This window comes from Rummeliibacillus pycnus, from assembly GCF_002884495.1.
Taxonomy (GTDB): Bacteria; Bacillota; Bacilli; order Bacillales_A; family Planococcaceae; genus Rummeliibacillus; species Rummeliibacillus pycnus.
Window position 1 is genome coordinate 789706 of record NZ_KZ614145.1, and the last position, 12304, is coordinate 802009.

Consider the following 12304-nt stretch of genomic DNA (forward strand, 5'->3'; position numbering starts at 1 on the left):
GGGGTTTATATGTATTTCCTAAAGAAAGGCTCGATCATTATTATTGGAAGTATTTTTTTATCTCTTGGAATAAACCTGTTTTTAACGCCTTATAAGATACTCGATGGAGGAATTGTAGGGTTAGCACTAATTTTAAATTATCTCTACAATTTGAAAGTTGGTCTCATGATTATTATTTTGAGTATGCCGATTTTTATCGTTGCATGGTTTAGATATAGAGCTTATTTCTATAATAGTTTACATGGATTACTTTTTTCTTCATTTATTATTGATTTGTTAAAACCCTTTCGTTCCTTCGTGCATATAAGCGCAATTTTCAGCTCTGTATTAGGAGGAATATTTGTTGGTATTGGTATTGGGTTAATGTTGCGATACCATACAAGTACTGGAGGGACGGATCTAATTGCTCAATTCATCAGCGTAAAATCAGGCGTAAACGTAGGGATTGTTATTTTCTTAATTGATGTTACGGTTATCCTATTAGGAGGGGTATTAATATCCGCAAATACTCTTTTATTATCTATTATTACACTACTAGTAGTAGGGATTACGACAAGTCTCATTACAAGGAAAATTGTGCATACCTAATGACATCAAAAAAGCTAGTCTCAAAAATAGACTAGCTTCGACTATGAATACCAGCGACGAAGTAAGTTGTCGTATCTAATAGGGGGTTGAAAATTTATCAATTGACTGGTAAACTGATGATACTATATCCTATTCAAAGGGAAGATCAAAATGGAAAAGAATACTCTTGGATCTCTTATCTGGATGCGTATGACCCGTTTTATAAATCAGAGTAACCACTTGTCGAATGAATTTTTGAAACGATTTGATTTAACCGTTTCTCAATTCGATGTTATGGTTCAGATTTATACGTATCAGCCAATTACACAAACTGAATTAGCTGAAAAGGTAACGGTTACTCAAGGTGGTATCTCTCGTATGTTAACACGACTTGAAAAAGAGGGATTGATTGAACGGAAGCAGGAATGGAAGATTAAAAAAATCTCACTAACAGAAAAAGGCGAGCGTGTTATAAAAAAGGCTCTTCCAGAACAGTTACAATTTCAGACTTCCTTTTTCACTGAGATTTTAGATGAAGAAGAAATAAAAGAACTTAATCGATTAATGACAAAAATTCTTAAACACAGTGTAGAAAAAAATTTACCGGATGTGTAAATTTTTTTAGGCAATCAATTGACTAATCAACTGATAACAGGAGTGATTTTTATGAATGGGCATCATCATATATCCATGTTAACGAAAAATGGTAGAAAAAATAATCATTTTTACCAAAATATTTTAGGGTTACGACGAGTGAAAAAAACAGTAAATCAGGATGATCCATCCATGTATCATTTATTTTATGGCGATGAAGTTGGTAGTCCGGGTTTAGATCTTACATTTTTTGAAATGCCGATTGCTGGACAGACGAAAAGAGGTACAAATGCGATCACTCAAATTGGTTTGTTTGTGCGGAATTATGATAGTTTACAATATTGGCATAATCGCTTTGAAGAATTAAATGTTAAACACAGTGAAATGACAAGTTATATGGGACAAGATGCTTTATTTTTTGAGGATCATGAAGGATTACGAATGGTTCTTTTAAATTATGGGGAGTTAGAACTTCCTATTACTTGGCAACCTGTAACTACATCTAGTGTTCCTAAAGAGCATCAGATTTTTGCGATGGGCACAATTGAACTAACTGTGCGTTACTTGAATCGAACAGTCAATCTATTAAAAGATTTATTTGGTTTTGTAATTGTGGAACAAGCAGGAGACTATGTTCGAATGCAACATATTAAAGGTCGACGTACAGGTGAAATTGTAGTAAGAGAGTTGGACGGACCTAGCGAAAAGCCAGGGAGAGGAAGCATTCATCACTTAGCATTAAGAGTAAAAGATCAAGATGAACTAAAGATGTGGAATGAAAAACTAATCGAATATGGCTTAACTACTTCTGGCATTGTGAATCGTTTTTACTTCCAAAGTGTATATGTTCGTGATGGAAACGGTATTTTATTTGAATTAGCAACGGATGGACCAGGCTTTACAGCAGATTCCTCAGTAGAAGAACTCGGACAAAAACTAGATTTACCGCCATTTTTAGAAGCTAAACGTGAAGCAATCGAAGGAAAGCTTGAACCACTTGATTAAGAGGAGAAGATCATATGGAAAATTATCGAATTGATCCAGCAAAAGGAATGGAATTCGGATTATATTCATTGGGCGATCATGTGATGAATCCGATAAATGGAGAACATATCAGTGCAGAGCAACGTATTCAAGAATTAATCGAAGCAAGTAAATTAGCAGACGAAGCAGGTATAGATGTCTTTGCGGTTGGGGAAAGCCATCAACGGTATTTTACATCTCAAGGACACACCGTTATTTTAGGTGCAATCGCTCAAACAACGAAGAATATTAAAATTGCCAGCTCTGCTACAGTTTTAAGCGTTGCAGATCCTGTTCGTGTATATGAGGATTTTGCAACAATTGATTTAATTTCACATGGTAGAGCTGAAATTGTCGCAGGACGCGGTTCACGCGTTGGTGCATATGATCTACTAGGATACGATTTAAAAAACTATGATGAATTATTTGAAGAAAAGCTAGACTTACTAATGCAACTAAATAAAGATCGTCATATTACATGGGAAGGCAAGTTCCGTTCACCATTAAAAAATGCAGAAATTCTCCCTCAACCCAAATCAGGTTCTTTACCCATTTGGCGAGCAGTAGGTGGACCACCAGCAAGTGCTATTAAAGCGGGATATGCTGGTATTCCAATGATGCTTACTACACTAGGTGGACCTGCTGAAACATTTAAAGTGTCAGTAGATGCATATCGCGAGGCAGCTGAACGTAGTGGTTTTAATCCAGTTGATTTACCACTAGCAACAGCATCATTATTTTATACAGCTGAAAACTCTCAAGATGCTGTAGAAGATATGTATCCTCATTTAAATGCGGGCATGCAGTTTATACGTGGTGCTGGTTATCCAAAATGGCAAGTAGAAGAAGGACCAGATCGTCATCAAGCTTTAATGGTAGGAAGCCCACAACAAATTATTGAAAAAATTCTTTATCAATATGAATTGTACGGACACCAACGCTTTATGGCACAAATTGATTTTGGAGGCGTACCATTTGATAAAATTACAAAAAACATCGAATTAATCGCAACTGAAATACTGCCAGCTGTAAAAAAATATACGAAAGCATAAAGCCTGTTTTTAAAGAGGTTGAGGCAAAAGTATTTTAGCTAAAAATCCGAACTATAATGTGAAATTCTATTTAAAATTTCACATTTGTTCGGATTTTCTTTTTATTAGTATTCAATTGAATTCATTTCATATATAAAGAATTTGCACAAAAAGCACGAACATTTCATATATATTTTTTCGTAACATACAGTTTTGTGTTCCGTTCCAGACGGCGCTTTCAAAGGGCTTGGCTTCAATCTCCTCGGGTCAACACGATGTTGATCACAAAGCCGTTGCCACAGGACGTGGCTTTCTTAGGTTTTGTTCCTTAAAAGATGTGCTCCTGCATCGCTTCGCTAGCTTCGTCGCAAGTTATTCACGCAGGACATTGAACTTGCTTCCTCGAGTTAGCTCCACACGAAGAAAATGCGAATGCATTTTCGAGGAGTCGCCGTCCACCACTTCAAACCATTCTAAATCATGTTCATCATCGAATATTCGTATTTTCTCAAAGAAAGATGCTTTATGCAATTGATTCTATGAAGTTCAATCATTCGGCTTTAGGATTTATTTGAAGAATTGAAAATGTAAAACGAACTTCAATTATATAAACTAAAGTTTGATTAAAAGTCCTGTGTTATAGCAGAATTTTTTTCTTGTTCCACAATCGGGGCAGATTAGGTCCTATCATGTGAATTCACACCAATTTTTTCGATTCCCTCTGTCATTGTATTTTGAGGATTATGAGTTCTATTTGAAAATAATATTACCCTAACTACCGTTGTTAAAGCACGCCTGTTATAACCAGATGCTAAGGTGGTAATATAGATTTTCCAGCTTTTGTGCCGAGTTGTTTCACTATAATTTTTTGTGGGTCTAGTATCTTCTCAATTTTTTGCTCTTTTTTGAATATTTTTATATCTGTACCGGAAAAACTTATTCCAATTTATACTATTGACGTTTTAAATTATACTTGTTATCATTCTCCTATTGTTTTTAAAAAGAATAGATATACCTTGTATAAATTCAAGAATACGGCTTGAAAGTCTCTACCAGCTACCAATAAATAGCTTGTCTACAAGGAATGGGAAATTAATGATATTTTTATTCCGTTTTGTAGAAAAAACTTTGGCCAAATTGTGGTCAAAGTTTTTTTTATCAAGGGGAAAATAAAATGGATTCGTTGGAAAACGAACCTCGGCATCATTCCTTTTCAATCTTTAATTCAGCAATAGGAGATTACAACATGAAAAACTTTTTTAAATTTGCAGAACGGAACACTTCCTATAAGCAGGAAATACTAGCAGGGATCACAACTTTCTTATCTATCGCATATATATTAGTCGTCAATCCTCTTATTCTAAGCCAATCTGGTATGGATCATGGGGCTGTATTTACTGCAACTGCACTTACTGCGATCATCGGAACACTTCTTATGGGGTTACTTGCTAACTTTCCAATCGCTATTGCACCTAGTATGGGATTGAATTCATTCTTCACTTTTTCTGTGTGTATTGGAATGGGTATTGACTGGCAAGTTACTTTAACTGGTGTTTTTGTTGCAGGAATCATTTTTACACTATTAAGCTTATTTAAAATCCGAGAAAAAATTATTAATATTATTCCACTGGATCTAAAATATGCAATTGCTTCTGGAATTGGGTTCTTCATCACATTTATCGGGTTGAAAAATGGTGGAATTATTATTGGCAATAAAGCTACATTTGTTTCTATTGGAGATTTAACTTCACCAATGACTCTACTAGCTATTATTGGTCTTATGATTACGATCATTATGTTAGTACGTGGCATCCATGGCGGGATTTTCTATGGCATGGTCATTACAACGATTATTGGTATGATTTTTGGATTAATTGATGTTCCTTCATCAATTGTTGGCAGTATCCCAAGCATTAAACCAACATTTGGTGTGGTGTTTGGCCATTTAGATGATATTTTTACCCCAGAAACACTAACAGTTATTTTCACATTTTTAATTGTTGCCTTTTTTGATACAGCTGGTGCATTAATTGGGCTAACAAGCCAAGCAGGAATGATGAAAGATAATAAGATTCCGAATATCGGAAAAGGATTACTTGCCGATTCAACTGCTGGTGTAATTGGCGCTATTTTAGGTACATCAACACCTGCTACAAGTGTTGAATCTTCTGCTGGTATTGCTGTCGGAGGAAGAACAGGCTTTACGTCTGTCGTTATTGCTGCTTGCTTCGTAGTTGCTTTGTTCTTCTCACCAATTGTTAGCGTTATTTCAGTCGAGGTTACTTCAGCTGCATTGATTATTGTAGGTGCATTAATGGCAATGGAAATCCGTAAAATCAACTGGACGAAGTTAGAAATTGTCATTCCATCATTTTTAACAATTATTATGATGCCTCTAACTTCTAGTGTGGCAATCGGGATTGGATTGGGTTTTGTTCTTTATCCAATCTGTTTAGTAGCACAAAATCGTTATAAAGAAATCCATCCAATTATGTATGTGCTTTGTTTATTATTCATTTCATACTTTGCGTTTATCGTATAGGAAAGAACATTAGAGACCTAGGAGAACACAGTTGCGAGTAGATAGAAAGCGACGCCTAAAGGAACATACACCATGAAAGAACGTAATGACCTTCATTCTCTTTGGGTAATTAAATTCATAGGATAAAACCATAAAAGACATAGGTTAGTTCAGCTAATCTATGTCTTTATTACCTCATAAATAACTTAGGAACCCTACTACAAGTAAGAGTATTGAATAATGCATTCTTCAACATGGGGCGCATTTCCAATCTCTTAGAGTAATACAACATTGACAATTTAGAGAATTATAGGTATTATGATTCCTACCTTGAGGATGTTCGATCAGTAGAAAAAATATTTTATGAACTTCGTGATCAGAAAGTTTCTTTTAAAGAGGCAATGGATGAGTGTAAAGCTAAATTAAAGAAATTAAAAGAAATCAGAAAAATGAAATGTTATTTAACTACTGAGGGCGATTGCTAAACAAGAGCAGTCGCTTTTTCATTGAATTTACTAATAGAAGCATCCATATTATTAAATTAAAGGGCGCTTTAGTTTAATTAGTTTAACATCGGTAGTTGCTGTGGTAGCCCTTTTTATGCTTTGTAACGAGTTATGGTTTTCTTTCAGAGCCATTCAAAAAAAGAAAAAGAAAGAAATCCTTTAGAGATGAGGAAAAAAATGGATCACTTGAAAGTTTTTTTAAAAGATGAAGTAGTAAAAAAGGTATTTGCATTGGTGTTGTTGGTCGTTATATTGTGGAGTATGAGAGGATTGTTAAATTTGTTGTTATTGACTTTTATTTTCTCTTATCTCTTGAACAGCCTACAACAAGTTCTCTATAAATCCCTATCGAAAATGATTCCGATAAAAGAGAAGATCGTCACAATTGGAATGTATGCCGTGATTCTATTTGCTGTTTTTTTCGGATTAGCCACTTATATCAACCGTTCGGCAAAGGAATTAACAGGAATCGCCCATAAACTCATTTCATTTAATATAGAAACATATACGAATCAAATCAATCCAAATGTAGAAGGATTCTTGAAAGGGCTACATTTAGAAACCTATACAAAAGGAGCTGTTACCTCGATATTTCATGCGATTCCGCATGTCAGTGAATTTAGTATCCAGTTGATCATGGCGTTTATTTTAAGCTTTTTCTTATTAAGCGGGAAAAAAGAAATCACGAATTTTTGCAAGAAGCTAGAGAAGAGCAGAATCAGTTTTCCTTATTCGTACTACAAATACTTAGGAACCAATTTTGCCAATACCTTTGGTATGATACTGCAATTTCAAATATTAATTTCGTTGATTAATGCGGTTTTATCTATGATTTTCCTTGCAATACTTGGGTTCCATCAAGTAGTTGGTCTTGGACTTATGATGTTCTTCTTCGGTCTCATTCCTGTAGTAGGAGCGATAGTCTCTTTCATTCCGCTTGCTATTATTGCGTTTACGATGGGCGGAATACCTAAAGTCCTTTGGATTGTTGTTATGGTTTTGGGGCTTCACGCCATGGAAAGCTATGTACTCAATCCAAGATTGATGGCACACGCAACAAAATTGCCAATCTTTCTGGCTTTTTTAACTTTGATTATCTCGGAGTATTTCTTGGGAACATGGGGTCTATTGTTGGGGATTCCGTTATTAATGTTCCTGTTAGATTTGTTTAATATCCAAACAAAAGAAAAAACTGCCTGAGAAATCATATTTTGTTGTTTATTTTTTCTCCCAACCGTCTCCTGTGAAGGCAACCATGGGGTGGCGGCATCGAGAGGTTGAAATTGCCCAACAGGCTGGTGAAAACTAAAAACGATTGTGAAGTATTGTACATATACTAACCGGTGCTTGACTTCAACAGTATTTGATCTTCAACAATCGTGCGCTATTCTTGAAAATAAGGATTAGCGCTTTTTTCATTTTAGGGCTAGATTGTGGAGGAACACTTAAACGTATTCATGTAGAATTAGCTAGATAAACTACATTCATCGAGGATGTAGTTATTTTTATCAAATGTATGCAATATATATATTGAAAATGTAATTTATATGTTACAATGTTGATGGAAGCATAAAGGAGTGCAGAAAAAACTTGAAAGATATATCAGTAAAAAATAAGGTAAAGATTGCCCGTATTGAAAAAGGTAATTTAACTCAAGGAGAATTGGCAAAATTAGTTGGAGTTACACGGCAGACAATGAGTTTAATCGAAGCACAGAAATACAATCCAACAATTAAAGTTTGTTTACTCATTAGTAAGTATTTAGAACGCCCCATAGATGAATTATTTTGGACAGAGGAATAACAACTATAAAGGAGTGGATGAAACCAATGCAATTGAATTTTCTTACAGTAATAATTGGTTCGGTAGTAGGCTTTGGAATTGTATGCCTTATTACAGGACAAATACAATGGGGAATAATAATTGGTCTTCTTATAGGAGTAGGAAGTGCAAAATGGTTAAGGATGAAGAAACACGAAGCTAGTGATGAAATTGAGTATGATGAAAGAGTTAATAACAATATTAAAAAGGCATTATTCCAAACCTTCTCCATTGCCAATCTATTGTTACTGATTTATTTGTTATATTCAGAACTAATTTTAAACAATTACTCGATTAAAACCAATTATTTAATTATTTATTTGTCCATCATCTTCATTCTTTCTTACTATATAGTCCCTTTAATCGTGAAAAGAAAATAAAATTATAGAGAGGTGTCTAGAATGAATCAACCGTTAATAATGGCTGCAATTGTTCTTTTTATTTTATCCTTCCTTATAGGTGTAAAAAAGCAAACGTGGATATTATCCGGATTTAACCAAAAACGCGTTAAAGAACAGGATAAACTTGCAAAACTAGTTGGTTATTTATCTTTCATAATAGGGATTGTTATGTTGATAGGAGGAATTATTAACTATCCCAATAGTGAAAAAATATTATTTCCTATGATGTTAATTGGATACGTTATTTTACTTGGATATGTAAACACAAAAATGGTCGAATAACTACGCAGGTGGGCATTCATCTGCTTTTGAAGGAAAGTTTGAATGCCTACGATGACCTGGAAGAAAAAGCATTACGTGTATTCCAAAAAAATACATCAATAGATGAATATATTTATGCATTAGATTGGCAGCATGAATGTTATTGGATAAATCCCCATCAATCGTTTTTTAAACTACGTAAAACTTATTCAGTATTGATTGTCTACATCTAGATTAAGTAAATTGGCTTTTGATTACTTGAATAGAAAGATTTAATCTATAGTTTCCGAATGTAAGAACTTTATTAAGAAAATCATTTAATTGTTCTTGAGATTCGACCTGGACTTTTAAAAGGTAACATCCTTCTCCAGATATTCTATGGGCTTCCGATACTTCTTTTCTTTCATTGATAAAACTAGCAAAAGAGCTGTGGTTTGTTGTTTTCATAAAAACAGTCACAAAAGCTGTATAAGAAAGACCTAATTTCATTTCATCTAGAATAATGGAATATGCTTTAATAACTCCGCCATCCTCTAGTTTTTTAATTCTATTTCCTACAGCTTGTCCTGTCATATGAATTAGTTTCCCAATTTCTTTCCATTGAATGCGTGAATTCTCAGTTAGTAACCGAATTATTTGAAAATCAATATCATCAAGTAGCATATATTATTCCTTTCACCATGAAATTATTTTGAGTAGAAGTGTTTCACCAGAGTATAGATAGAAACCAGAATATTATTTATGATTTGATTATAATCTATTTCATGACCAAGGAGGGACTATAGTGAGCATAGCTTTGATGTTGATTGATATTCAGAATGATTATTTTCCAAACGGAAAAATGGAACTAAACAATCCTATGAAAGCAGCAAAAAATGCAAGTGAAATTCTAGATTGGTTTAGAACTAAGAAGTATGAAATTTACCATATTCAACATGTTTCGAGTAGATCTGGAACAGGTTTTTTCCTTCCAAATACAGAAGGAGTAAAGATTCATAAATCGGTTTTACCTTTAGAACAAGAGAATATCATCGTAAAACACACCCCTAATAGTTTTTTAAATACAGAATTACTAAACAAGTTAAAAGAAAAAGAGGTTAAGAAATTAGTGATTTGTGGCATGATGACACATATGTGCATTGATGCTACAGTAAGAGCAGCTAGAGATTTTGGTTTTGAATGTACAGTAATCGAAGATGCATGTACAACAAAAGATTTAATTTATCTAGACCGAGTAGTTCCAGCTGAACAGGTTCACTTTGGGTTTATCAGTGCCCTAAATGGAATGTATGCAACTATATATACAACGAATGAATTTTTAACACAGAATACTGCAAGTTTATTGATGTAGAAATGTTCTTCAACAATCGAGCGCTATCCTTGAACAAGGGTAGTGCTATTTTACATATAAGGGCCAGATTGTTGAGTAAAGTAATTGATAAAATTTCGGAATTTTAAAACAATATATTTTGTGTTAAACTACATTATTTACAGTAACATCGATAGAATGTGGATAGATTGCTCCTTTATCACTGCGTACTGTAAGTATGGAGAGACATATTAAAAAAGCTATTGACAAAAGATGAAAAAGGTTTTGATAATCATACAGCAGTTTGGAAAGTTTGGAACTGTATGATTCCGTTATAAATTCTAGTGAGCGCGATATTGAGAAATTATTTATCGGAAATAAAGATAAGGAGGGAAAATCATGTTCGATATAAAAAACTACGGTACATTTGAAAAAATCGAACCGATAAAAAAAGGTTGGTCGAGCGACAAAAAATATTATGTTGAAACCTTGACGAACGAGAAACTGTTGCTTCGCATAGCTGATATTTCAGAGTATGATAAAAAGAAAAGTGAATATGAAATAATGAAACGGTTAGCTGAATGTGGTGTACCTATGTCGCAGCCAGTTGATTTTAGTATTTGCGACAACGGCAAAAGTGTGTATTCACTTTTCAAATGGTGTGACGGAGAAGATGCGGAGATTGTATTACCTAAATTGACAGAAACTGAACAGTATGTACTAGGTTTGAAATCGGGGCGAATACTGAGGAAAATTCACAATATACCTGCACCAAATGCGCAAGAAGAATGGGGAACACGTTTTAACCGCAAAACAGACAGCAAAATCAAAAAATATCATGACTGTGGAATAAAAATAGAAGATGACTATAAAATCATCGGCTATATTGAGGAAAGCAGATACCTCCTTGAAGGTAGGCAGCAATGCTTTCAGCACGGTGATTATCATATTGGAAATATGATTATTTCACCAGAAGGAGAACTAAGAATAATCGATTTTAACCGGAGTGATTATGGGGATCCGTGGGAAGAGTTTAACCGTATTGTGTGGAGTGCTACTGTCAGTCCACACTTTGCCACAGGGCAGCTAAACGGTTATTTTAACGGAAGACCGCCTATGAAATTTTTCTCACTTTTGGCTTTTTATATAAGTAGCAATACGCTGTCATCCATACCTTGGGCTATCCCTTTCGGTGAACATGAAGTAACCGTTATGAAAAATCAGGCAAAAGATGTTCTAAGGTGGTTTGACGGTATGAATAATCCAGTACCTACTTGGTATTTTGCAAATTTTTATATTTAGTACATAAATAATATTCCATATAAATTAAAATCTTCTTTCGATTTTTCTTTTATTGAGAAATATGGTGAAGTTTTCAAAATTTATGATGATCAAGATTCGAGGAATATTAGCTTCGGTGTAAAAAATGGTGATAAGAGATACTTTATAAAATTTGCTGGAGTACCAACAGAACAATATTCCGGGAAACCTGAAGATGCAATAGCAAGGCTGAAATCCACCGTCGCGATTTATGAGGATTTAGCTCACCCCAATTTGATAAAATTTATCAAAGCAGAGGAAGTAGGCAAAGGGTATGCTGCTATTTTTGAATGGACAGATGGAGAGTGTATGGGAAAAATGTATCCAATGTCCAGAAAAAAGTTTATGCAGATGCCTGACAGCACAAAGCTTGAAGTATTTAACGATATACTACATTTCATATTCATGTTGTAAAGCAAGGGTAAGTTGCCATTGATTTTTATGATGGTAGTATTATGTATGACTTTGACACAAAAAAGACTCTTATTTGTGATATTGATTTCTATTCTAAAATGCCTTATATAAATTTGATGGGCAGAATGTGGGGTTCTTCACGTTTTATGTCGCCGGAGGAATTTACACTTGGTGCAACGATAGATGAAGTAACTAATGTTTACTTAATGGGAGCTACCGCGTTTGCCCTCTTTGGAGGTGAAGAAGACAGGTCAATCGAAAAATGGCGATTGGGCGACGAATTATACAAAGTGGCATTAAAAGCGGTCAACGAGAACAGAGACAAGCGCCAGCATTCGCTTTCGGATTTTGAATGCGAGTGGAACAGGGCGTGTTGTTTTATATAAGCAAAGCATATTCCATAATCAGGCGCAATTCTTGAAAAAGAATCGTGCCTTTTTTAGCTAAAGTGTCATTTAGTTTAATGTGTTTGATGCAAAAGTATTAGTTAAACATAGAAGCAATGATATTTTGATTTAAATGTTATACGGATTGTT

Annotated in this window: 12 protein-coding genes, 2 pseudogenes and 1 riboswitch; of the genes and pseudogenes, 13 read left to right on the forward strand and 1 reads right to left on the reverse strand. The window is 34.3% G+C overall.

The window, feature by feature from the left end:
- Positions 1-9: 9 nt before the first annotated feature.
- The 10 genes and pseudogenes from CEF14_RS04035 to CEF14_RS19200 form a co-directional block, all read left to right on the forward strand.
- On the forward strand, positions 10-588 hold the full coding sequence (locus tag CEF14_RS04035; RefSeq protein ID WP_102691663.1) for a YitT family protein: 579 nt from the start codon (positions 10-12) through the stop codon (positions 586-588).
- Between the two features lie 150 nt (positions 589-738).
- Positions 739-1182, forward strand: a complete 444-nt coding sequence (locus CEF14_RS04040; protein WP_102691664.1) for a MarR family winged helix-turn-helix transcriptional regulator — start codon at positions 739-741, stop codon at positions 1180-1182.
- A gap of 42 nt (positions 1183-1224) precedes the next feature.
- Positions 1225-2166, forward strand: coding sequence for a ring-cleaving dioxygenase (locus CEF14_RS04045; RefSeq protein WP_102694285.1), 942 nt, complete (start codon positions 1225-1227; stop codon positions 2164-2166).
- A gap of 14 nt (positions 2167-2180) precedes the next feature.
- On the forward strand, positions 2181-3236 hold the full coding sequence (locus CEF14_RS04050; protein WP_102691665.1) for an LLM class flavin-dependent oxidoreductase: 1056 nt from the start codon (positions 2181-2183) through the stop codon (positions 3234-3236).
- A 975-nt stretch (positions 3237-4211) separates the two neighbouring features.
- A riboswitch (purine riboswitch) is annotated at positions 4212-4313 on the forward strand.
- 148 nt (positions 4314-4461) lie between these two features.
- Positions 4462-5757, forward strand: coding sequence for an NCS2 family permease (locus CEF14_RS04055; RefSeq protein WP_102691666.1), 1296 nt, complete (start codon positions 4462-4464; stop codon positions 5755-5757).
- A 596-nt stretch (positions 5758-6353) separates the two neighbouring features.
- The gene (locus CEF14_RS04060) at positions 6354-7442 is read left to right on the forward strand and encodes an AI-2E family transporter (RefSeq protein ID WP_102691667.1); all 1089 of its coding nucleotides are present in this window, start codon (positions 6354-6356) and stop codon (positions 7440-7442) included.
- Between the two features lie 390 nt (positions 7443-7832).
- The gene (locus CEF14_RS04065) at positions 7833-8045 is read left to right on the forward strand and encodes a helix-turn-helix transcriptional regulator (RefSeq protein ID WP_407690445.1); all 213 of its coding nucleotides are present in this window, start codon (positions 7833-7835) and stop codon (positions 8043-8045) included.
- Positions 8046-8071: 26 nt separating this feature from the next.
- On the forward strand, positions 8072-8443 hold the full coding sequence (locus tag CEF14_RS04070) for a hypothetical protein (protein WP_102691668.1): 372 nt from the start codon (positions 8072-8074) through the stop codon (positions 8441-8443).
- A gap of 21 nt (positions 8444-8464) precedes the next feature.
- Entirely contained in the window at positions 8465-8746 is a 282-nt protein-coding gene (locus CEF14_RS04075; RefSeq protein WP_102691669.1) for a DUF3784 domain-containing protein, read from the forward strand.
- 38 nt (positions 8747-8784) lie between these two features.
- Positions 8785-8958: pseudogene (locus CEF14_RS19200) on the forward strand (DUF2716 domain-containing protein); the annotation flags it as partial.
- A 1-nt stretch (position 8959) separates the two neighbouring features.
- Here CEF14_RS19200 and CEF14_RS04085 read toward each other — a convergent pair.
- Entirely contained in the window at positions 8960-9388 is a 429-nt protein-coding gene (locus CEF14_RS04085; protein ID WP_102691671.1) for an Lrp/AsnC family transcriptional regulator, read from the reverse strand.
- Between the two features lie 121 nt (positions 9389-9509).
- Between CEF14_RS04085 and CEF14_RS04090 the strand changes: the two genes are divergently transcribed.
- The 3 genes and pseudogenes from CEF14_RS04090 to CEF14_RS04100 all read left to right on the forward strand — a co-directional run bounded on the left by CEF14_RS04090 (position 9510) and on the right by CEF14_RS04100 (position 12154).
- Positions 9510-10076 (forward strand): cysteine hydrolase family protein, encoded by a 567-nt coding sequence (locus tag CEF14_RS04090; RefSeq protein WP_102691672.1) that lies wholly within the window; start codon positions 9510-9512, stop codon positions 10074-10076.
- 357 nt (positions 10077-10433) lie between these two features.
- Positions 10434-11336 carry an aminoglycoside phosphotransferase family protein gene (locus CEF14_RS04095; RefSeq protein WP_102691673.1) on the forward strand — a complete coding sequence of 301 codons (903 nt, stop codon included), beginning with the start codon at positions 10434-10436 and terminating at the stop codon, positions 11334-11336.
- A 3-nt stretch (positions 11337-11339) separates the two neighbouring features.
- Positions 11340-12154: pseudogene (locus tag CEF14_RS04100) on the forward strand (serine/threonine protein kinase).
- The last annotated feature ends 150 nt before the right edge of the window (positions 12155-12304 follow it).